We start from the raw sequence: 20,351 nt of genomic DNA, 5'->3' as shown, positions 1-20,351 counted from the left end.
GAAACGTGCAGCTCACTGCGGGTGTGGCTGCGTGTAGATGCTGTACGAGCCGGGTCGGGGAGCCGAACCGGTGCTGGTGTCGAGCAGCACCGGCTGGCGAATGCGGTTGAACGTGTGGCAGGTGTTGTCTCGTTTGGTCTCGTGAGGTCGAGACCAGATTCATGGGATGTCTCGTTGTTGGTGTAGTGGGTGTATCAAAGGCGGTTTGCGATCTCCGTGTCTCGTTGGGGTGCGGGACTTGGGAGGTCGTTTTGCTGGTGTGTTGCCATCGTGATTCGGTTGGGTGTCTCGATGAGGCGTGTACGCGTATCGCGGTGTGTCGTGACGGCGAGGTGGATTGCGCGGTGGGGCGGCCGTTCGCCGGGTGTGCTCCGGAGGCTGATGCTGTTCCTGGGTTGGCGCGCGTTGCTGAGAGGTTGGGTCGTGTGGTGCGTCCGGAGGGGACGATCTGGTTGTTGTTGCGCGACACCGTGTCAGCTCAAGGGAATCTGTGTGGGATGCCGTGGAGGGTTGCGTTCGGTGTGCAGGCTGGTGGGTGGATTCTGCGGAACGCGGTGATCAATCGGCTGGGTACCGGTTATGAGATCGCTTTTCTGTTCGCCAGGCAGGCCCACTATCAGTTTGATGTCGGTGAGAGAAACGTGGGGGATGTGTGGGCGCTGGATCCTGTCGCTGCGGTTGAGCGGTGTATTGCGGTGAGTTGTCGGCCTGGTGGTGTGGTGTTGGATCCGTTCTGTGGCGGGTGGGTGACGGGGCTGGCGGCGGGGCGTCTTGGGCGGCGGTTCCTGGGGCCAGGGGTGGCGAGGTGGGTGGCGTGATGCCCATTGGTGGGGTTGCGTTGTGGACGGGTGATGCGGTGGAGGTGGTGGCTGGGTTGCCGCGGTGTTCGGTGGATTGTGTGGTGACATCCCCGCCGTATTGGGGTTTACGGGATTACCGGGTTGCTGGTCAGTGGGGTACGGAAGCGACGGTGGGGCTCTACGTCGGTCGGCTGGTGGGGTTGTTCGACCAGTTGCGTCGGGTGCTGGTGCCGTCGGGCACGGTGTGGCTGAACCTGGGGGACAGCTATGGCGGCTCGTGGGGCCACTATGTTGCTCCTGGCTCCACGGCGCGGACGGCGGGGGCGCGGTCGAGGACGCCCTATGGGGTGCATCGGCCGCCGCAGGCGTCGTATCGGGCGAAGGATCTGGTGGGGGTGCCGTGGCGGGTGGCGCATGCGGTGCAGGAGCGGGGTTGGCGGTTGCGTGGTGCGGTGGTGTGGCACAAGCCGAACGCGCGTCCGGAGAGTGTGCGGGATCGGTTCGCGCAGCGTTACGAGACCATCTTTGTCCTGTCCCGCCCGATTGGGACGGTGGCGAGACCAGCGAGACCGTGCCCGCGGCCGGTGCGGTGCCGGGTGTGTGGAGTGTCGCGTCGGATCGGGGCGGGAGTGGGCATCGGGCGGCGGGCACGCTCGAGATCGCTCGTCGCTGTGTGCGGTGGGGATGCCGGCCTGGCGGGACGGTTCTCGATCCGTTCTCGGGTAGCGGGACCACCGGTGTCGCGGCCCGGGAGCAAGGGCGCCGCTATGTCGGGATCGATCTGGACCCGGCGTGCCATGAGTTGGCGCGGCGTCGGCTGGGTCTGGATGAGGGGGTCCTGCGGTGAGCGGCGGCGGGTGGTTGCCGGGCACGTTGTCGTTGGCGGAGGTGTCGGCTTTGCCGGCGGTGGTGGACGTGATGACGGCGGCGCGGGCGTTGGGGATCGGTAGGACCACGGCGTATGCCCTGATTCGGTGAGGGCTCGGGCTTCCCCGAGTGGGGGTGTCAGCGCGAGTATCCGCTGTGGAGGACCCGAGTCACGGGTTCCTGGGCCGAGGGAGGGTGCGGTGGCGTCTGGGTCGGTGTATCGGCGGTGTTCGTGCCGGGACGGGCACGGCAGGGTGGTGGGCGATGGGTGCCCACGGTTGAAGAACAAGCGTCATGGCCAGTGGTACTTCCGGATCGAGTTGCCGCCGGATGCGGCGGGGCGGCGCCGGCCGCGGCGCCGCGGCGGTTACGCCAGCGCGACGGAGGCCGAGACCGCGTTGGACCGGGTGCGGGACCTGCTGGGGATCGCGGAGCCGGGGGATGCCGAGACGCTGCGCAAGATCGGGGACCTCGTCTCGGTGGTGATCTCGGGCAAGGACCCACTTCCTGAAGTCGAAGACGTGCGGCGGCTGGTGCGGGCGGGGGCACAGGTGCTGGAACATCCGGTGCTGGATGTGGTGTTCACTGAGTTTCTGGCGTCGAAGCGGCGCACGGTGAGCCGCAACACCTACCGCTACTACGAGGCGCATGTCCGGCTGTATCTGCGGCCGCACCTGGCCCGTATCCGCCGGGATCGGCTGCGGGTGGGGCATCTGGACGCGATGTTCGAGGCGATTGTGGAGCACAACGAGCGCATTGCCGAGTACCGGGCTTCGGGCGATCGGCGGAAGATCGCGGCGGTGAAGTGGCAGCGGCCGGTGGGGCCGACCTCGATGCACCGGATCCGGGAGACCCTGCGCACGATCCTGAGTCCGGCGGTGAAGCAGGGCCTGCTGGCGATGAACGTGGCGAAGCTGGTCGAACTCCCGCCGGCCGTGCGGCCCAAACCCAAGCTGTGGACACCGGAGCGGGTCCAACTCTGGCGCCGGACAGGGGAGGTGCCGTACCGGGTGATGGTGTGGACGGCCGAGCAGACCGGGCGGTTCCTGGACGCCGCGGTGAGTCATCGCCTGTATCCGTTGTTCCATCTGATCGCGCACACCGGGCTGCGGCGGGGTGAGGCGTGCGGGCAGCGCCGCTCGGACACCCATCTGGAGGCGGGGTGTATCGAGGTGGCGAACCAGATCGTGCAGTACGGGTGGGAAACGGCCCAGTCCCGGCCCAAGACCCCCTCGTCGGAGGGGATCGTGGCGATCGACCCGGACACCGTGCTGGTGCTGCGGCGGCACCTGGCCTGCCAGGACGCGGACAAGGCCCGTCTGGGGGCCGACTGGGTGGACAGCGACTTGCTGTTCACCGAACCGGACGGCAGCCCGCTGCATCCGGCCGATGTGGCTGAGGAGTTCGCCCGGCTGATCGCCCACGCTGGTCTGCCGCCGATCACGTTGCACGGGTTGCGGCATGGCGCCGCGACCCTCGCGCTGAGCGCGGGGGTGGACATGAAAGTGGTGCAGCACATGCTCCGGCATTCCTCGATCACGGTGACCATGGATACCTACACCAACGTCGCCCAGGAGGTCGCCGCGGACGCCGCCCGCAAGCTGGCCGCGAGCATCCCGCGGACCGCGGTGCACCCTGCCCGCGCTCTCGGGCTCCCCTCGGGCCAGCAGCGGACCTCAATGGACAGTGCCACAATGGAGGGAACGACCATGAACAACACAAAACCCCAGGTCAACACTGATGAGGACCTGGGGTGTGGGGGTGCGCCATCAGGGACTCGAACCCCGAACCCGCTGGTTAAGAGCCAGCTGCTCTGCCGCTTGAGCTAATGGCGCTGATGTGCTCCGGAGACGTCCCCGGCAACGACGTAAACGTTAGCACAAGGGCATGCGGCGCCCGCGCGGAGGCCCCTCTGGAACGCAGGTTGCGAGTTGATCGCACTGGCCCATGCCGTTCGGCCGTTCGGGCACACTGGGGCGCGAATGGGCATGTTCGACACGAAACGGTGGTTTTCATGACGAGTCGGGGCGGATTGAGCCGGCGTTGGGGGGTTCGGTTGTCGCTGCTGCTGGCGGGCGGCCTGCTGGTCGCGGGGTGCACGTCCTCGTCGAGTGAGCCGGCCGCCGAGCAGCAGGAGCAGCGGGAGACCACGCCGGGGCCGAAGCCCGCCTCGCTGGTACTGAAGCCGGCCGAAGGGGCCGATGGTTTCGCGCCGGGCAAGCCGGTCACGGTCACCGTGCGCAACGGTCAGATCACCGAGGCCGAGATCACGAGCGCGGACGGGACGCTGGTCAAGGGCGAGGTGAGTGCGGACGGCACCACCTGGACGGCGGGGGAGAAGCTCGGCTACGGCAAGAGCTACACGCTGACCGCCGTGGCGACCGGTGCCGACGGCAAGTCCGTCACCGAGTCCTCCACATTCACGACCGCCACGCCGAACCGGACCGTCAACGTCTCGATCAACGCGCAGGACGGTGAGACCGTCGGTGTCGGGATGCCGCTGATCTTCCGGTTCTCCGGTGACATCACCGACAAGGACGCCGCGGAGAAGGCACTGCGGATCAGCGCCGAGCCGGAGACGGAGGGTGCGTTCCACTGGTTCAGCGACCAGTGGGTGACCTGGCGGCCGAAGGAGTACTGGAAGAGCGGCACCAAGGTCTCGGTGCGGGCCGAGGTCTACGGCATCGACCTCGGCGAAGGCACCTTCGGTCGGGAGGACAAGGCCGTCGACATGACAATCGGTGACAAGCTGGTGGCCGTCGCCGACGGCGGCTCGCACCAGATGACGGTGTCGATCAACGACAAGCAGGTCAAAACGATGCCGATCGCGATGGGGAAGCCGTCGAGCCCGACCCCGGCGGGGACCTACACGGTGATGCGCGAGCACAACGGCTACACCATGGACTCCAGCACCTACGGCGTCCCGGTCGAGGACTCGGCGGGTTACCGGCTCTGGGTGAAGTACGCGGTGCGGATGTCCAACAGCGGCATCTTCTACCACTCGGCCCCGTGGTCGGTCGGTGACCAGGGGCGTCGCAACGTCAGTCACGGCTGCATCAACCTGGCCACCCAGAACGCGGCCTGGTTGATGGAGAAGTCGCGCCGCGGTGACCTCGTCGAGGTGCGCAACAGCGGCGGTCAGGAACTGGAGCCGACGGATGGCTGGAGCGTCTGGCAGATGCCGTGGGAGGAGTGGAAAGCCGGCGGCAAGAAGAGCAACTGACACCTCGTGACGAGTGCCCGTCACCTGCGAAAACGCGGGGACGGGCACTCATCACGGTGGACTGGGGTGAGTGACGGGACTTGAACCCGCGACTTCCTGGACCACAACCAGGTGCTCTACCAACTGAGCTACACCCACCAAGCGCCGGTACTCGATACCCGGTGTTCCCGGGTGTTCCCTACCTTGGCTGGAACATCGTAGCGTGCCCGGCCGGCGGGTTCACAGCGGGTTCCTCATCAGGCGTCCGTGCCGGCGGCCCGATGCCCGGTCCGGTCCTCCTGGGCGCCGTCCAGGATCTCCGCGGCCGCCGCTCGCGCCTGCTCGGTGCTCGGGCCGGGCTGCGGCACGAACGCCGTGCTGCGGTAGTACGCCAGCTCGCCGATCGACTCCCTGATGTCGGCCAGTGCGCGGTGGGCGAGGCCCTTCTCCGGCTTCGCGTAGTAGATGCGCGGGTACCAGCGCCGGACCAGCTCCTTCACCGAGGACACGTCGACCATCCGGTAGTGCAGGTGGGCATCCAGCGCGGGCATGTCGCGGGCGATGAACCCCCGGTCGGTGGCGATCGAGTTCCCGGCGAGCGGCGCCGACTGTGCCTCAGGGATGTGCTCGCGAACGTAGTCGAGTACGCGCTTCTCGGCCTCGGCGAGGCCGAGCTCCGACCGGCGCACCTCCTCGGTGAGCCCGGAACGCGCGTGCATCTCGCGCACCACCTCGGGCATGTTCGCCAGCGCATCCTCACCCGCGTGGATGACGACGTCCAGCCCCTCGCCGAGTACGTTCAGCTCCGCATCGGTCACCAGCACGGCGATCTCGATCAAGGCGTCGGTGGCGAGGTTGAGTCCGGTCATCTCGCAGTCGATCCAGACAAGGTGATCGTTCACCCCGGCACCTTAAACCCCGTCCCCCGGAGTGCCGTGCACCTGCCGTTCCGGATGCCGGGCGTGCCGAACGGCCCGTGACGCGGGCCAGGTGGTCAGCCGGTGATCTGCCGCACGATCTCCTTCGCCTCGTTGCTCGGGATCGCGAACCCGATGCCGATGTTGCCGCCGGACGGCGAAAGGATGCTGGTGTTGATCCCGATCACCGCCCCGGACGCGTCCACCAGCGGCCCGCCCGAGTTGCCCTCGTTGATCGATGCGTCGGTCTGGATCAGTCTGCCACCGCCCGCCTCGGTGCCGGTGCGGTCGAACGGTGAGTCCCGGCCGGGCGCGGAGCGGTTGATCGCGCTGACGATTCCCGAGGTCACCGTGTTCCGTAGCCCGCTGGGCGAGCCGACCGCCACGACCTCGTCGCCGGCCCGGACCTGGCCGGAGTCGCCCAGCTCGGTCGGGGTGAGCCCGCTCGCCCCGCGTAGCCGCAGCACCGCGATATCGGCCCCGATGTCCTCGCCGAGCACGTCGGCGGGGTAGGCCGTGCCGTCCGAGAGGGTCACCTCGACCGCGCCGGTGGCGCCCTCGAGCACGTGCGCGTTGGTCAGCACCGTGCCGTCGGCGCCCAGGACGACCCCGGACCCGATCACCTCCCCGCTCGCCGTCCGCGCGTTGATCTGCACCACGCTCGGCAGGATCCGCTCGGCCACGCCGCTGACATTCGTTCCCGAGTTGCTCGCCTGCTGCCCGCTCGCCGAACCGAGCGAGCCCGTGGCGGAGCTGGACGGCGGATCCTCCGCGGCGAGCACGCCGATGCCGGCGCCGCCCGCCCCGCCGACGAGCGCGGCCGTCACGGCCACGATGGTGAACAGCTTGCGCCCGCGTGCCGGCGAACCCTGTGTGGTTGATGTCTCCATATCTTCACGGTCGGCGCGCGGGGTGAGAGCAGGCTGAGGAAAGCCGTTCGAATCCCTGAGAGTCGCCGCGAACGGCTGGACCTCCACCGCCGTGGCCGCCGCCGTCGGGGTGACGTCGGTCACGTGGGCCGCGCGGCATCCGTCCGTCGCCGTGAGGGTGCTCGGGGTCGCCCTCGTGGGAGTGGCGGTCCTCGGTGTTTCGCTCACCCGCCGGTGGCCACGCGCACCTACCGGCGGGACTACCCTGTAAGGGCGATGACCTACCTAGACCACGCGGCGACGACTCCGATGTTGCCCGAAGCAGTGACGGCGATGAGCGAGGCGCTGTCCACCGTCGGCAATGCCTCGTCGTTGCATTCCTCGGGTCGCCGGGCCCGCCGGGTGGCGGAGGAGGCCCGCGAGGTCATCGCCGACGCGCTCGGCGCCCGCCCCTCCGAGGTGATCTTCACCGCCGGCGGTACCGAGAGCGACAACCTCGCGGTGAAGGGCATCTACTGGGCCCGCAGGGCCGCCGAACCCACCCGGCGCCGGATCCTGGCGGGCGCGGCCGAGCACCACGCGGTACTGGACGCCGTGCAATGGCTGGCCGACCAGAACGGGGCCGAGGTAACGTGGCTGGCTGCCGACGAGCACGGCCGGGTACATCCCGACACCCTGCGCGCGGCGGTCGAGGCCGCGCCGGACGAGGTCGCACTGGCCACGGTGATGTGGGCGAACAACGAGGTCGGCACGGTCAACCCGGTGGCCGAGCTGGCGGCGGTCTGCGCCGAGTACGGGATCCCGCTGCACACCGACGCGGTGCAGGCCGTGGGCGTGCTGGAGATCGACTTCGCGGGCAGCGGGGTCAGCGCGCTCACCCTGACCGGGCACAAGGTGGGTGGGCCGTACGGGATCGGCGCTTTGGTGCTGGCCAGGGACACCCCCTGCGAGCCGCTGCTGCACGGCGGCGGCCAGGAGCGCAACGTGCGCTCCGGTACCCTGGACGTGCCCGCGGTGCGTGCCTTCGCCACGGCGGTGGGCGTGGGTGCCGCGGACCGGGACAACCAGCTGCGGATGCAGGCCAAGTTGCGGGACGAGCTGGTCGCGGCCGTACTGCGTGAGGTTCCGGACGCGCGGTTGAACGGCGCGCCCCCGGAGGAACTGCTCGCCGACGGTACGCCGGGCAGGCTTCCGGGGAATGCGCACTTCACCTTCTCCGGTTGTGCCGGGGACAGCCTGCTCATGCTGCTGGACGCCAAGGGCATCGAGTGCTCCACCGGTTCGGCGTGCACGGCGGGCGTGGCGGAACCGAGCCACGTGCTGCTGGCGATGGGTGCCGATGCCGAGGCGGCCCGCGGCTCGCTGCGGTTCTCCCTCGGGCACAGCTCGACCAGGGAGGATGTGGACGCGCTGGCCAGGGAGATCGGCGGCGTGGTCGCGCGGGCGCGGCAGGCCGGGCTGTCCGGGATGCGGAAGAAGACGGAGGGTTAGATGCGAGTACTCGCCGCGATGAGCGGGGGTGTCGACTCCGCCGTCGCCGCCGCGCGGGCGGTGGCCGCGGGACACGACGTGGTCGGCGTGCATCTCGCACTGTCGGCGAAGCCGGGGACGCTGCGTACCGGTTCGCGCGGTTGCTGCACCATCGAGGACTCCCACGATGCCCGCCGCGCCGCGGACATCCTCGGCATCCCGTTCTACGTATGGGACTTCGCCGAGCGGTTCACCGAGGAGGTCGTGGAGACCTTCGTCGGCGAGTACGCGGCCGGCCGCACGCCGAACCCCTGTGTCACCTGCAACGAGAAGATCAAGTTCGAGGCCTTGCTGGAGAAGGCGATGGCGCTCGGCTTCGACGCGGTCTGCACGGGGCACTATGCCCGGCTGTCCGTTGTGGACGGGGTGCCCCAGCTCCGCCGCAGTGCGGACGAGGGCAAGGACCAGTCCTACGTGCTCGCCTCGCTGACCCCCGAGCAGCTTCGGCACGCGTACTTCCCGCTCGGCGACTCGGTGAAGTCCGAGGTACGGGTGGAGGCCGAGGAGCGCGGCCTCGCGGTGGCGAACAAGCCGGACAGCCACGACATCTGCTTCATCCCGGACGGGGACACCAGGGGCTTCCTCGAGTCGCGGCTGGGGCAGCGCCCCGGCGAGCTGGTGGACGCCGAGAGCGGTGCGGTGCTCGGGCGGCACACCGGCGTGCACGGCTTCACGGTCGGCCAGCGTAAGGGTCTCGGGATCGAGGCACCCGCACCCGACGGGCGGCCGCGTTACGTGCTCGGCCTCGAACCGGTCTCCGGCACGGTCAGGGTCGGCTCCGCGGACCGGCTCGGGGTGCGTGAGATCCGTGCCAACCGGGCGATCTGGCCCGCCGAGCCGCCTGCGGGGCCGGTGGAGTGCGTGGTGCAGGTGCGCGCGCACGGCGGCACCGCCCCCGCGGTGGCCACCGGGGCCGACCCCACGGCCGGCGAGGTCCGGATGGAGCTGCGCGAGCCGTTGCGTGGGGTCGCGCCCGGGCAGGTGGTCGTGCTGTACCGCCCGGACGCCGAGGCCGGCGATCTCGTGCTGGGCAGCGCCAAGATCAGCGCCACGGGCTGAGCCGATGCGCGGCGCGCGCTTCGTGAACGTCGCCGTAGCCACGGTCGTGGTGACCGTGGCGGCCGGCGGCGCCTGGTACCTGGCCGAGCAGCGGGAGCGACCAGTGCCAGCCTCGGCGAGATCGGTCCCGGTCGACACCGCCAGCGCGGTCACCCCGAGCACCACCCGGCCGCGCGCGAATCCGGTGCCGGGCGCGCAGCGGACCCTGCGGGAGCTCGGCTACCAGGTACGCGAGGTCACCGGCGAGTTGGACGCGCGGACGCGGCATGCCGTGGTCGCCTTCCAGAAGGTGCACGGCCTGGCCAGGACCGGCGAGCTCGACGCGGCGACCCTGGGGCGGCTCGACACCCCGACCACCCCGCGACCGGAGTCCACCGATCCCGGGTTCCATCTCGAGGTCGACCTCGGCCGGCAGGTGGTGTTCACCGTGCGCGACGGCACGGTCGACCGGATCCACGACGCCTCGACCGGCAGACCGGGCAAGGCCACCCCGCCGGGGGACTACCGGATGCGGTACCAGATCGACGGAATGCGCTATGCCCCGCTCGGGCCGATGTACCGGCCGAGCTACTTCACCACCACCGGGCTCGCCATCCACGGTGGCGAGCCGGTGGAAACCCGGGCCGCCAGCAACGGCTGCGTGCGGCTGACCAACCCGTCGATCGACGAGCTGTTCCCGCGGCTCGGTCCGGGAACCCGGGTGCTGATCTACTGACCGTCCGCGGGGAGCGGCAGCTTGAAGCCGGTGTGCGAGGCGGTGAAACCGAGCCGCTGGTAGAAACGGTGTGCCGCGGTGCGCGAGACGTCGGAGGTGAGCTGCACCAGGGCGCAGCCCCGCCTGCGGGACTCCGCGATGGCCCAGCGGACCAGCCGTTCGCCGAGGCCGGTGCCCCGGTGGCCGGCCCGCACTCGCACGGCCTCGATCTGGCCGCGCAGCGCGCCACCCCGCCCCAGGCCCGGGATGATCGTGAGCTGCAGCGTACCGACCGGCTCCCCGGCATCCTCGGCGACGACCAGCAGCTGGTTCGGGTCGGCCTCGATCAGCTCGAACGCCCGGAGGTAGGGCGCCAGGTCCGCGGTCGACTCCCTGGTAGCGCCGAGCTGGTCGTCGGCGAGCATCCGGACGATGGACTCGACATCGGCGGCCCGCGCGCGTCTAATCTTGATCTCACCCACGGGTGTGAGTATGCAACGACGCGACTTGCCAGGAGGCTCGATGAACCCCGCCCTGAACTCCAGCACGGTCGCCGACATCCTGCGGCGCAGCGCCGCACGGGTCCCCGACCGCATCGCCCTGCGGTTCGGCGAACGGCAGTGGACCTATGCCGAGCTGGACGCCGGGGTGTCGAGGGCCGCGGCCCATCTGCTCGGCCTCGGCCTGCGCAGGGGCGATCGGGTGGCGGCCTACGGGAAGAACTCCGATGCCTACCTGATCGGCTTCCTGGCCTGCGCCAGGGCCGGGCTGGTGCATGTTCCGGTGAACTACAACCTCACCGGCGAGGACCTGGCCTACCTGATCGGGCAGTCCGGCAGTGGCGTGGTGCTCACCGACCCAGCGCTGCGGGAGGCGGTGGACGCGGTCACGGGTGAGCTCGCCGTGAGCCGGGTGCTGCCGCTGCGGGACGCCGCGGGCTCCCTGCTCGCCGTCGCCGCAGCCGGCGACGACGTGCCGGAACCGGCGGTCGAGGTCGCCGATACCGATCTGGCGCAGCTGCTCTACACCTCCGGCACCACGTCGCGGCCGAAGGGCGCGATGATGACGCATCGCGCGCTGGTGCACGAGTACCTTTCCTGCGTCGTCGGGCTCGATCTCGCCGAGGACGACGAGCCGCTGCACGTGATGCCGCTGTACCACAGCGCGCAGATGCATGTGTTCCTGTTGCCCTGGCTGGCTGTCGGCGCCACCAACCACCTGATGGAGATACCTGAACCGGGGGAGATCCTGCGGCGGATAGCCGAGGACCGGCACCGGGCGTTCTTCGCCGCGCCGACGTTGTGGGTCGCGCTGGCCAACCACCCCGATTTCGGTGAGCGGGACCTCGGTGCGTTGCGCAAGGCGTACTACGGTGCCTCGATCATGCCGGGCCCTGTGCTGGAGCGGCTCCGCGCGGCCATGCCGGAACTGGGGTTCTACAACTGCTTCGGGCAGTCCGAGATCGCCCCGCTGGCCACGATCCTGCGCCCGGAGGAACACGCGCGGCGGCCGGAATCGGCCGGGCGGGCCGCGCTGTTCGTGGAACTGCGGGTGGTCGACGGGAGTGGAACCGATGTCCCACCCGGTGAGCTCGGGGAGGTCGTGTACCGGTCACCCCAGCTTTGTGTGGGGTACTGGGACAAGCCGGAGGAGACCGAGGAGGCCTTTCGGGACGGCTGGTTCCACTCCGGCGACCTGGTCCGCCGGGATGAGGAGGGCTTCATCTACGTGGTGGACCGGATCAAGGACGTGATCAACACCGGCGGGGTGCTGGTGGCCTCCCGCGAGGTCGAGGACGCGCTGTACACCCATCCCGCGGTCGGCGAAGTGGCCGTGATCGGGCTGCCGGACGAGCACTGGATCGAGGCGATCACCGCGATTGTCGTATCCAAAAAGGATGTATCAGCGGAGGAGTTGCTGGCGCACCTGCGGGAGCGGATGTCGGCTTTCAAGGTGCCGAAATCGGTGCATTTCGTCGACGACCTGCCGCGTAACGCGTCCGGCAAGATCCTCAAGCGGGAGTTGCGTGCCCGGCTGACCCCGTAGGAAACGATTTCGTTGCTGCTCGTACAGGTAACCATCCTTCCGTGCGGCCGGTCCAACCCGATCGGAGCTAGGTAACCGGCAGTTGATCCGCCACGATGAGCGCATGGGCAAGCGTGAACAGCGCGTCGAGGAAGATCGGAACGAAGGCGACCACAAGCCACAGGGGAGCGGAAGTCAGGAACCGCCGGATCCAGATAAGCCGGACGGGCATCACACGAAGTGACCAGTGCCGACCTGATCGAGGAACTGATCGCCGCGGGCATGGATCCTGCCGGATGGGCACGCGAGTTCGAGGCCGTCGACCGTGCCGCGTTCATTCCGGCACGGGTGTGGGCCGACGATGAGCACGGCCGGGCCAGCCCGATCGATGCCGACGCGGATCCGGCCCGGTGGCGGGCGGCGGTGTACCGGGACGAGCCGGTGGTCACCCAGTACGACGACGGTGCCACCGAGTGGCCTGCCACGAGCTTGAACGCAACGAGTTCGGCTTCGCAACCCAGCATCGTGCTGGCCATGCTCGACGCCCTCGACGTATCTGAGGGAGACCGGGTGCTGGAGATCGGCACCGGAACCGGCTATAACACGGCGCTGCTGGCCGAGCGGGTCGGCGGCGAGAACGTGATCAGCATCGAGGTCGACCACGGTCTCGCCGAGCAGGCTCGCCGCAACCTCGCCGATGCCGGCTACAAGGTCATGGTGGCCTGCGACGACGGGGCGGCCGGGGCGCTGGCGGGTGCCCCGTTCGACCGGGTGGTGTGCACCGCTGGCGTGCTCGCCGGCCAGTTGCCGTACGCCTGGGTTGAGCAGACCGTGCCGGACGGGCTGGTGTTGACCCCGTGGGGCACCACGTACCGCAACGGTGGCCTGGTCCGGCTCACGGTGCACGGCGACGGCGCCGCCAGCGGCCCGATCATCGGCGATGCCGCGTTCATGCAGTTGCGCGAGCAGCGCGCCCCGCGCGGGGAAGCCACCCGGTTCGGCGACCGCCTCGACGCCAGCGCCGCGCCCACCGAGCACACCACGGTGCCGCCGCTGGAGATCGGCATCGGGCACGGCGCGTTCACCGTAGGGCTGCGGCTGCCCGGTGTGCGCCGCGGTGTGTTCTACGACGACCCCACCGAGGTGCTGCTGTACCACGTGCCCACCGGGTCGGTCGCCAGTGTCCACGTGCCCGACGACGCCGGCACGGGGCCGTGGCCGCTGCGGCAGCTTGGCCCGCGGCGGCTGTGGGACGAAGCCGTGGCCGCGCATGCCTGGTGGGTGGGGCAAGGCCGGCCGGAGCGCACCCGGTACGGGGTCACCGTGGAGCGGGACCGGCAGGCGGTGTGGCTGGACGAACCCGGCAACATCGTCGCGTGACCTAAATCCCCGCGTGCGCGCGGAGCAGAATTCTTGAACTGCGACGACTCGTGCCGGAATGCCGTTCTCGCTCTACTTCGGACGAGTGTAATCGAGCCGGATCCGATCAGCGTGAGTGACCTGTGGCGGCGACCGGTAACATTCAGCAGCCGCACCACCATCCGGCCGTGAGGCCGATCGACTGCACGAGTGAGACGGCGAGTGCGAGCAGGACGAGTACCAGTAGCGGTCGGTCCCGACGCGGGATCACTGCCGGGCTCCGTTCGCTCGGCTCCCGCGCCTGGCTTCGCGGGCCGCGTCATCCTGCGCTTCGTGGTACTGCTCGCACGACGTGGCGTGCTCGGCCGTCGGGTAGATCGCCTTGCAGTGCCAGCAGGTCCGTGCTTCCCGCGTCCGTTGGGGCCACAGGGCGATCTCGGTCGTGCTCGCCCGCAGCGACGCGAACTGCTGCGGCGGCCGGTGCCGGCGCCTCACCACGGGGACTCCGTAACCTGTGAGCAGCCCCAACAGGTCACCGGTGTAAGCCCGTAGCCGGAAAGGTCGCCGTTGTACGTCACAGGAACGACGTTAGAAGCGACATAGCGGGCAACGGGTACGGTTCGTACCCCTACCCGGTCGGATTATGCGGCGACGCCGACTCGTTGGCAGAGGCTACGAACGTCCTCGCGCAGCCCGGCCGGTGGCCGACGGGACAGGTCCAGCAGCATCTCACGAGCGAAGCCGTTGAACCTGATCGTCTCCGGAGCAGTGCGCTCGGAGGAGTTGAGCAATGCCCACACCGCTGGCCGCTCATCGCGCTGGTAATGGCCGCGCGCAACCTCGATGAGGTGGCGGGCGCGGCGCGGTACCGACACGATCTCGGCCGGATCGAATGAGTCCGCGGAGCGGAGAGCTTCGCCAGCGCGCCGCAACTCGACTCCGAGGGTAACGGCATGCGCGCCCATCACCGCCGTGGAGAAGGAGCTCTGAGTGTGGCGATAGCCCGGGCCAAGTCGGCGAGCGACCCGGTCGGCGCGCTCCCAGTGCTCCCATGCCGGGCCATGTCGCCCGCGCCGTGCGTATACGTAGGCGATCTCGGCCTCCAGCGCGCCGGTGAGACCACGCCAGTCCGCTGGGGCGCCGTCAAGGTGTGGCTCCAGCTGAGAGACCGCATCACGGGCCAGCGTGATGGCTTCCTCCCACCGGCCGGAGTCGCGCAGCGCTTGGACCATGGCCCACACACCACCGGCGATCAGATACGGGTCGTCGGCCTCGTGCGCTTCGGTCAGGGCACGGTCGGCAACCATCCAGACGAGTTCGGGCGCGGGCTGGTAGGCCACGTAGAAGTCCGCAAGCTGGTAGACCCCGGCAAGCACCCGGCGAGCTTGGCGGCGCTGGTCACCACCGAGGCCGCGAGCGGCGGTCTGGGCGTCCCGGATAAGGTCGGGGAGCAGCGCTCCGAGCCGGGTTCGGTGATCGGGTGAGCTGTGGCGCACGTGCCATGCTTGGCGTAGCCGCACCGCGAGACGCTCGATCGGTTGGGGAGTCGCATCCGGCGTGACTCGGTAGTCGGTGAGTGCCGCCTGCACCGCTGACAGCGCCTCGTGTCGCTCGCCCGCGAACAGCTGGACAGGTACGGCGTACCCGTCGCCGGTGAGGGTGGCGAGATCGTCGAGCCCCAGGGCCTCGGCGAGCCGGAGCAGCATCGAGAGCCGCGGAACCTGGAGCCGGCCTGTTTCGACGGCCTTGACCCATTCGGCGGACCGGCCCACGAAGCCGGCCAGCACCGGGCGTGACATGCCGGCACGTTCGCGCTGCGCCTTGATACGCGCGCCCACGGGAAGATCGTCCACCGTCGTTCCCTTCGCGAAGAGGTACCGCCAGGATAGGCACTACCCGACAGGGTGAACACGTCTCAGGGGCAATCAGCTCGGCGTCAGGCGGGTGGGTAGAAGCCGATCGTGCGGCCGTGGCCCTGCTCCTTGCCGTCCGGGCTGCACGCCGGGCACGGCCGACCGGGGTTCAGGGTGAGCGCGGTGCCGCCGATGACGGCCGCCTTCGGGTCCGGGATGAACCCGTCGCCGCGACAGGTGTTGCACAGGATCCGCAGCTCGTGCGGGTCGTCCTCGGGCGGGTCCTGCTCCGGTTCGGTCATGCTCGCTCCTTCGCGACTTCGCGCGCGTCCGCGATCGTGTCGACGGGGCGCCCGGCACGACCCGGCGCATGGCCACCAGGGCACGCGCCCCGCCGCCCCGACAGCGGGGCCTCCGGCCGAGGGCGCGCTCTGTGGTCACCTTGACTGCCGCGGGTTGACACAAGGGGTGTCATGCGGCCCAGCCTACGTTCCGCGCCCCACGCCGCGTGCTCAGCTCGTCGCGTAGCAACGGACGCCGTCCTGGTCGGTCGCGGTCAGCCTGCCCTGGTGCACCAGCAGGTCGAGGTGCGCCGCGGTCTCCAGCACGGCCAGCGTGCGGTTGAACACGTCCAGCTCGAGCAGTTCCCGCTCCCGCCGCGTCCAGCGCAGCAGGTGTGCCGCCGCGTAGGCGGTGTTCGCGCCGGAGGCCACGGTCTCGGCGATGACGACGAGCCTGCGGTCGTGATGGTCCAGCAACTCGTCCACCCGCCGGTGCACGCTCGCCGTCACCGGGCCGTGTGCCGGGAGCAGCCTGCGGTCCGGCATCGCGCGCACGAGTCGTAGCGAGTCGAGGAAGTCGCGCAGCGGCAACTCCGCGGGGACCGCCTCGAAACCGATGGACGGGGTGATGTGCGGTAGCACGTGGTCTCCGGCGAACAGCAACCCCGCGTCCTCATCGGCGAAGACCACGTGCCCGGTGGTGTGACCGGGAGTGTGCACCACCTCGAGTTTGCGGCCAGGTAGCACCGTGCGGGGGCCCGGTTCCAACCACTCGTCCGGTCGCTCCCACAGGTCGATGTGCTGCCGCGGAAGGTCGCCGTACTCGCGGGCCAGCTCCGCGAGCAACGGGCCGGCGCCGCAGCGCACCAGCAGGCGGGCCTGCGTGTCCATCGAGCGCCGCGTCGGGTTGGCCGCCGCCGTCAGCGAGGGCTCCTCCAGGCTGCCGAGGGCGACCTTGCCACCGAACTCCCTGCGCAGCGCGATGGCCATGGTGTAGTGGTCGCGGTGCACGTGGGTGATCAGAAACCGGCTCACGTCGCCGAGTCCGGCGCCGATCCCGCGCAGGGCCTCGCCCAGCCGCTCCCGCGCCTCCGGCACGGCCCAACCCGAGTCGATCAGGACGAGCGTGTCGCCGTCGGTGAGCGCGTAGACGTTCACCGCGCGCAGCCCGTCGTTCGGCATCGGCAACGGTATCCGGTATACGCCCGGTGCGACGGTGTAGATTCCCGGTTCTGTCCAGTGCCGCGTGCCGTCGTCCTCGGCAGGCAGCGACGGGCTGGTGTTCAATCGTCCCCGCTCTCGTTGATCAACCGTTCCAGCTCCCTGCGTAGCAGGCCGAGCCTGGCGTCGGCGAGCAGCGGGATCTCCCTGCGCCGCCTGCGTACCGCGCTCTGGTCGACCTCCACGATGGTGAGTGACGCATCCCAGGTCGGTGCGGTGGCCACGGCCGAACCCCAGGGGTCGATCACCCTGGAGCCGCCCCAGAACCGTACCCCGGCCTCGTCGCCGACCCGGTTCACGAACACCACCCAGCACTGTTGCATGCGCGCGGTGAAGGTGAGCAGGTCGTGCCAGTACTCGGCGGGGTCGAAGGAACCACCGGTGAGCTTGGCGGCGCTGTTCGCCGGCACGATCATCAGCTCGGCGCCGTCCTGCGCGGCGAGCCAGGGCAGCATCGGTTGCCAGGCGTCGTTGCAGATCAGCGTCGCGAACCGGCCGTGCCGGGTGTCGAAGGCACGCATGCGCTGCCCGGGGCTGGCGTGCTTGCGTTCCTCCCAGATCAGGTAGTTCGGCAGGTACAGCTTGCGGTGGTTGTGCACCATGCCGCCGCGGGAGAGGTAGAGCGCCGAGTTGTGCCTTCTGATCCTGCCGTCCTCGAGCAGCCCGATGACCACGTCCGGGCCGTGCCGGGCGAGGTCGGCGAGCCGCGGGTCGTCCGGCCACAGCGAGATGTCGTCGGCCAGTTGCCCGAGCGCGTAGCCGGTGAGGCTGAGCTCGGGGAAGACCACCAGGTCCGCGCCCCTGGTCGCGGCTTCCTTGATGATCCGCTCGGTGTCGTGCAGGTTGCCCTCCACGTCGCCGAGCCGGCAGTCCGTTTGCGCGAGCGCCACTCTCATGCGTTCACCTCCCTTACCCCTGCGCGGTGATGCGGTGATCCGGTGCGTCGAAGGTACGTGATCCCACTACCTGGACGCGAGAAGCGGGTGGGCGGGGAATCGGGTTTTCACACCGGTGTCACACCGGCGACGGTTTTGCCCGGCTTCGTGCCCGTTGAGCGAAAATTTCATAACCTCGGGATGCGGATTTCTTGGCGGTCATTTTACGAAGGTAAGCAGTATATTTATGCTGCGTCGCATGTCACAGCTTCGAAGGTTTATCGGGGTAGCGGCACGGGAGTACAACTTGCGTCGTGGCTGGTTATTCGTTGGAGCCCGACTCGGCTGAAATGATGGACATCGGTCAGTCGGCGCTGAAACTCATCATGGAAGCGGTCGGCGATTTCTCCCACGCGCCGGCTTCGATGTTTCGCTCGGAGGCCGACATCTACTCGAGGGTCGGTGTCCCGCCCACCGAGAGCGGCGGCGACCTCACCGAGGCGCTCGACGTTTTCCGCGAGGCGGCGCGGGAGGGGTTGGAGACGGCGGGACCGCACTACTTCGGCTACGTGCCGACCGGCGGGCTGTACACCTCGGCGATCGCGGACCTGCTGACCAAAGCGTTGAACCGGTCGACCGGGCTGGCCGGGTTCTCCCCGGCGCTGGTCGCCATGGAGGAGGGCGTCATCCGCTGGCTGTGCCGCGAGTTCGAGCTGCCAAGGGGCGCGGGCGGGATCATCACCACCGGCGGGTCGACGGCGCACCTGGCCGCGCTGGTCGCGGCGCGGCACGACCGGCTCGGTGAGCGGTTCGCCGACGGCACGATCTACGTTACCGAGCACACTCACTACTCGGTGGCCAAGGCGGCGAGAATAGCCGGCTTCCCCGCCTCGGCGGTGCGTACCGTGCCGACCACACCCCAGTTGCGGATGGACCCGGTCGCTGTGGCGGAGCTGATCGCACACGATCGCCGGTACGGGCGGCGGCCGTTCCTGCTGGTCGCCAACGCGGGCACCACAAGCACCGGCACGGTCGATCCGCTCGCCGAACTCGGTGCGCTGGCCGAGCGGGAGGGGTTGTGGTTCCACGTCGACGGTGCCTACGGCGGCTTCTTCCGGCTGACCGAGCGTGGGCGCGGGCTGCTGCGCGGGATCGAGGCCGCGGACTCCCTTGTGGTCGATCCGCACAAGTCGCTTTTCGCGCCGTACGGCACCGGCATGCTGCTGGTGCGTGACCCGTTGCCGCTGCGCGCCGCGCACCACGGCACCGGGGATTACCTGCAGGACCTGTATCCGAGTCCCGTTCCGCACTACGCGGACTACGGCGCCGAACTCACCCGAGAATGCCGGGGTTTTCGGCTGTGGCTGCCGTTGTGGCTGCATGGCGTGGGCGCTTTCCGGGAAGCGCTCGACGAGAAACTCGACCTCGCCGAGTACGCCTATCAGGAACTGTCGAGAGGTGGGTATTTTCATTGCCCGTGGCAGCCCGACCTGTCCACAGTGTGTTTCACACTGACCTCCGGTGGCGAGGAGGCGAACCGCAGGTTACTGGAATCGGTCAACGCCGAGGGCAGGATCTACCTTTCCAGCACCGTGCTGGACGGCGAGTACTACCTGCGGCTGTGCGTGCTGTCCCACCGCACGCATGCCGAACACGTGACCGAGGCACTGGCCGTGCTGCACGAACACGCCCACCAACCGGCGAGGCAGGTGATGACCGGCCTTCCGGCTTGAGACACTGGGGGGCGTGCATGAACAGTCCTGGCCATCCGGTGCGGCCACCGGTATCGGCTCGATGCCCGGTACCGACGCCGCCGAAGCCGCCGCCGTCGTTTTCGGCGAGCTGCCCCAGTTCCCGTACCTTCCCGAGTTGCCCGCCCGCGGGGTCGGCGCCGACCTGATCGGTCGCACGGCCGCGCTACTGGTGGACATCGCCGTCGATGTCGCGCCGACCGGCTACCGGGTGACCCAGCGGCCAGGGCACCGGCACCGGCGCGCGGTCGACCTGCTGCGCTGGGACTTCGACGCGCTCCAGGACGCGCAGCAGCGCGCGGGCGCCCGGCCGGCGGTGCTCAAGACCCAGCTGGCCGGCCCGTGGACCCTGGCCGCGGGGATCGAGCTGGCGCGGGGGCACCGGGTGCTCACCGATCGTGGCGCCGTACGGGACTTCGCCGACTCCCTGCTGGAGGGGCTCGCGGCCCATGTGCACGAGCTGGCCACCCGCACCGGGGCGCAGGTGGTGGTGCAGTTCGACGAGCCGACCCTGCCGGAGGTCCTGGCCGGTTCGCTGTCCACCGTCTCCGGTTACGGCACCGTCGACTCGGTGCCCGCCCCGGAGGCCCGCGAGCTGCTCAGCACGGTCATCTCCGGCGCCGGGCGGATCACCGGGCAGCGGGTCGTGGTGCACTGCTGCGCGCCCCGGCCACCGGTGGCCCTGTTGCGCTCGGCCGGTGCGGGGGCGCTCGCGCTGGACGCGACACTGCTCGACGGCGCCCCGGCCAGGTTGCTCGACGAGCTGGGCGAGGCATGGGACGCGGGCACGGTGTTCCTGCTCGGCCTGGTACCGAGTGAGTCACCCGAACCACGGTCGCGCCCGGATCTGCACCAGGTCGCCGAGCCCGCGCTGCGGCTGGTCGACCGGCTCGGTTTCGCCCGGTCGATCCTGGCCGAGCGGGCCGTCCCGACCCCGACCTGCGGCCTCGCCGGTGCCGAGCAGGACTGGATGCGGCGCGCGCTGGCGTTGGCCCGCGATCTGGGCAAAGCCTTCGTGGAGCCACCCGAGGGCTGGTAACAAGAGCAG

19 protein-coding genes, 2 tRNA genes and 2 pseudogenes are annotated in these 20,351 nt (G+C 69.7%); 12 read left to right on the top strand and 11 right to left on the bottom strand.

Annotation, left to right across the window (positions count from 1 at the left end):
- Positions 1 to 161: 161 nt before the first annotated feature.
- The 4 genes and pseudogenes from FB471_RS35745 to FB471_RS36045 all read left to right on the top strand — a co-directional run.
- Positions 162 to 818, top strand: a complete 657-nt coding sequence (locus tag FB471_RS35745; protein WP_142003844.1) for a DNA methyltransferase — start codon at positions 162 to 164, stop codon at positions 816 to 818.
- Positions 818 to 1,279: pseudogene (locus FB471_RS35740) on the top strand (DNA methyltransferase); the annotation flags it as partial. The gene FB471_RS35745 and the pseudogene FB471_RS35740, both read left to right, overlap by 1 nt.
- Positions 1,201 to 1,647, top strand: a complete 447-nt coding sequence (locus FB471_RS35735; protein WP_342779508.1) for a DNA methyltransferase — start codon at positions 1,201 to 1,203, stop codon at positions 1,645 to 1,647. The pseudogene FB471_RS35740 and the gene FB471_RS35735, both read left to right, overlap by 79 nt.
- 742 nt (positions 1,648 to 2,389) lie before the next feature.
- Positions 2,390 to 3,229: pseudogene (locus tag FB471_RS36045) on the top strand (tyrosine-type recombinase/integrase); the annotation flags it as partial.
- A gap of 200 nt (positions 3,230 to 3,429) precedes the next feature.
- On the opposite strand, the gene FB471_RS33695 reads toward FB471_RS36045, so the two are convergent.
- Positions 3,430 to 3,502: transfer RNA gene (locus FB471_RS33695), tRNA-Lys, on the bottom strand.
- Between the two features lie 179 nt (positions 3,503 to 3,681).
- Between FB471_RS33695 and FB471_RS33690 the strand changes: the two genes are divergently transcribed.
- Positions 3,682 to 4,890 (top strand): L,D-transpeptidase, encoded by a 1,209-nt coding sequence (locus FB471_RS33690; protein ID WP_142003843.1) that lies wholly within the window; start codon positions 3,682 to 3,684, stop codon positions 4,888 to 4,890.
- Between the two features lie 62 nt (positions 4,891 to 4,952).
- On the opposite strand, the gene FB471_RS33685 is transcribed toward FB471_RS33690, so the two are convergent.
- From FB471_RS33685 to FB471_RS33675, 3 genes are all read right to left on the bottom strand, one after another.
- Positions 4,953 to 5,028, bottom strand: a tRNA-His gene (locus tag FB471_RS33685).
- Positions 5,029 to 5,126: 98 nt separating this feature from the next.
- Positions 5,127 to 5,771 carry an oligoribonuclease gene (orn, locus tag FB471_RS33680; RefSeq protein ID WP_142003842.1) on the bottom strand — a complete coding sequence of 215 codons (645 nt, stop codon included), beginning with the start codon at positions 5,769 to 5,771 and terminating at the stop codon, positions 5,127 to 5,129.
- A gap of 92 nt (positions 5,772 to 5,863) precedes the next feature.
- Positions 5,864 to 6,676, bottom strand: a complete 813-nt coding sequence (locus FB471_RS33675; RefSeq protein WP_142003841.1) for a S1C family serine protease — start codon at positions 6,674 to 6,676, stop codon at positions 5,864 to 5,866.
- Positions 6,677 to 6,931: 255 nt separating this feature from the next.
- Between FB471_RS33675 and FB471_RS33670 the strand changes: the two genes are divergently transcribed.
- From FB471_RS33670 to FB471_RS33660, 3 genes are read left to right on the top strand one after another with little or no spacing between them, the layout of a single operon-like run.
- Complete coding sequence (locus tag FB471_RS33670; RefSeq protein ID WP_142003840.1) at positions 6,932 to 8,146, top strand: cysteine desulfurase family protein; 1,215 nt, start codon at positions 6,932 to 6,934, stop codon at positions 8,144 to 8,146.
- Entirely contained in the window at positions 8,147 to 9,244 is a 1,098-nt protein-coding gene (gene mnmA, locus FB471_RS33665) for a tRNA 2-thiouridine(34) synthase MnmA (RefSeq protein WP_142003839.1), read from the top strand.
- Between the two features lie 4 nt (positions 9,245 to 9,248).
- Complete coding sequence (locus FB471_RS33660) at positions 9,249 to 9,959, top strand: L,D-transpeptidase family protein (protein WP_142003838.1); 711 nt, start codon at positions 9,249 to 9,251, stop codon at positions 9,957 to 9,959.
- Here FB471_RS33660 and FB471_RS33655 read toward each other — a convergent pair.
- A complete protein-coding gene (locus tag FB471_RS33655; RefSeq protein ID WP_246076882.1) occupies positions 9,953 to 10,411 on the bottom strand; it encodes a GNAT family N-acetyltransferase in 459 nt (152 codons plus the stop codon). The two genes, FB471_RS33660 and FB471_RS33655, sit on opposite strands and share 7 nt — an antisense overlap.
- 49 nt (positions 10,412 to 10,460) lie before the next feature.
- On the opposite strand from FB471_RS33655, the gene FB471_RS33650 reads away from it, so the two are divergent.
- On the top strand, positions 10,461 to 11,984 hold the full coding sequence (locus FB471_RS33650; protein ID WP_142003836.1) for an acyl-CoA synthetase: 1,524 nt from the start codon (positions 10,461 to 10,463) through the stop codon (positions 11,982 to 11,984).
- A 67-nt stretch (positions 11,985 to 12,051) separates the two neighbouring features.
- On the opposite strand, the gene FB471_RS34315 is transcribed toward FB471_RS33650, so the two are convergent.
- Entirely contained in the window at positions 12,052 to 12,195 is a 144-nt protein-coding gene (locus FB471_RS34315; RefSeq protein WP_170221085.1) for a hypothetical protein, read from the bottom strand.
- A gap of 8 nt (positions 12,196 to 12,203) precedes the next feature.
- Here FB471_RS34315 and FB471_RS33645 point away from each other — a divergent pair, with 8 nt between their 5' ends.
- Positions 12,204 to 13,343, top strand: coding sequence for a methyltransferase domain-containing protein (locus FB471_RS33645; RefSeq protein ID WP_246076853.1), 1,140 nt, complete (start codon positions 12,204 to 12,206; stop codon positions 13,341 to 13,343).
- A 246-nt stretch (positions 13,344 to 13,589) separates the two neighbouring features.
- Here the strand turns inward: FB471_RS33645 and FB471_RS33640 are convergent, their stop codons facing one another.
- The 5 genes from FB471_RS33640 to FB471_RS33620 form a co-directional block, all read right to left on the bottom strand.
- Positions 13,590 to 13,820 (bottom strand): hypothetical protein, encoded by a 231-nt coding sequence (locus FB471_RS33640; RefSeq protein ID WP_142003835.1) that lies wholly within the window; start codon positions 13,818 to 13,820, stop codon positions 13,590 to 13,592.
- A gap of 143 nt (positions 13,821 to 13,963) precedes the next feature.
- Complete coding sequence (locus FB471_RS33635) at positions 13,964 to 15,175, bottom strand: helix-turn-helix domain-containing protein (RefSeq protein WP_142003834.1); 1,212 nt, start codon at positions 15,173 to 15,175, stop codon at positions 13,964 to 13,966.
- A gap of 83 nt (positions 15,176 to 15,258) precedes the next feature.
- A complete protein-coding gene (locus FB471_RS33630; RefSeq protein ID WP_142003833.1) occupies positions 15,259 to 15,477 on the bottom strand; it encodes a hypothetical protein in 219 nt (72 codons plus the stop codon).
- Positions 15,478 to 15,687: 210 nt separating this feature from the next.
- Positions 15,688 to 16,743 (bottom strand): MBL fold metallo-hydrolase, encoded by a 1,056-nt coding sequence (locus FB471_RS33625; RefSeq protein WP_425457132.1) that lies wholly within the window; start codon positions 16,741 to 16,743, stop codon positions 15,688 to 15,690.
- Positions 16,740 to 17,573 (bottom strand): nitrilase-related carbon-nitrogen hydrolase, encoded by an 834-nt coding sequence (locus FB471_RS33620; protein ID WP_142003832.1) that lies wholly within the window; start codon positions 17,571 to 17,573, stop codon positions 16,740 to 16,742. Before FB471_RS33620 ends, FB471_RS33625 begins: the two co-directional genes overlap by 4 nt.
- Before the next feature lie 332 nt (positions 17,574 to 17,905).
- Between FB471_RS33620 and FB471_RS33615 the strand changes: the two genes are divergently transcribed.
- Both FB471_RS33615 and FB471_RS33610 read left to right on the top strand, forming a co-directional pair.
- Complete coding sequence (locus tag FB471_RS33615) at positions 17,906 to 19,285, top strand: pyridoxal phosphate-dependent decarboxylase family protein (RefSeq protein ID WP_246076852.1); 1,380 nt, start codon at positions 17,906 to 17,908, stop codon at positions 19,283 to 19,285.
- 13 nt (positions 19,286 to 19,298) lie between these two features.
- Positions 19,299 to 20,342: a uroporphyrinogen decarboxylase/cobalamine-independent methonine synthase family protein gene (locus tag FB471_RS33610; protein WP_142003831.1), complete on the top strand. Its 1,044-nt coding sequence runs from the start codon at positions 19,299 to 19,301 to the stop codon at positions 20,340 to 20,342.
- Positions 20,343 to 20,351: the final 9 nt, after the last annotated feature.

Source organism: Amycolatopsis cihanbeyliensis (genome assembly GCF_006715045.1).
Taxonomy (GTDB): Bacteria; Actinomycetota; Actinomycetes; order Mycobacteriales; family Pseudonocardiaceae; genus Amycolatopsis; species Amycolatopsis cihanbeyliensis.
Note: the sequence above shows the minus strand (reverse complement) of the source record. Positions and strands in the feature narration are given on the sequence as shown.

Coding starts and splice junctions, on each gene's coding strand:
- FB471_RS33670 (WP_142003840.1), top strand. CDS start 6,932: ATGACCTACCTAGACCACGCGGCGACGACTCCGATGTTGCCCGAAGCA.
- FB471_RS33675 (WP_142003841.1), bottom strand. CDS start 6,676: ATGGAGACATCAACCACACAGGGTTCGCCGGCACGCGGGCGCAAGCTG.
- FB471_RS33630 (WP_142003833.1), bottom strand. CDS start 15,477: ATGACCGAACCGGAGCAGGACCCGCCCGAGGACGACCCGCACGAGCTG.
- FB471_RS35745 (WP_142003844.1), top strand. CDS start 162: ATGGGATGTCTCGTTGTTGGTGTAGTGGGTGTATCAAAGGCGGTTTGC.
- FB471_RS33650 (WP_142003836.1), top strand. CDS start 10,461: ATGAACCCCGCCCTGAACTCCAGCACGGTCGCCGACATCCTGCGGCGC.
- FB471_RS33615 (WP_246076852.1), top strand. CDS start 17,906: ATGGACATCGGTCAGTCGGCGCTGAAACTCATCATGGAAGCGGTCGGC.
- FB471_RS34315 (WP_170221085.1), bottom strand. CDS start 12,195: ATGCCCGTCCGGCTTATCTGGATCCGGCGGTTCCTGACTTCCGCTCCC.
- FB471_RS33620 (WP_142003832.1), bottom strand. CDS start 17,573: ATGAGAGTGGCGCTCGCGCAAACGGACTGCCGGCTCGGCGACGTGGAG.
- FB471_RS33660 (WP_142003838.1), top strand. CDS start 9,249: ATGCGCGGCGCGCGCTTCGTGAACGTCGCCGTAGCCACGGTCGTGGTG.
- mnmA (WP_142003839.1), top strand. CDS start 8,147: ATGCGAGTACTCGCCGCGATGAGCGGGGGTGTCGACTCCGCCGTCGCC.
- FB471_RS33690 (WP_142003843.1), top strand. CDS start 3,682: ATGACGAGTCGGGGCGGATTGAGCCGGCGTTGGGGGGTTCGGTTGTCG.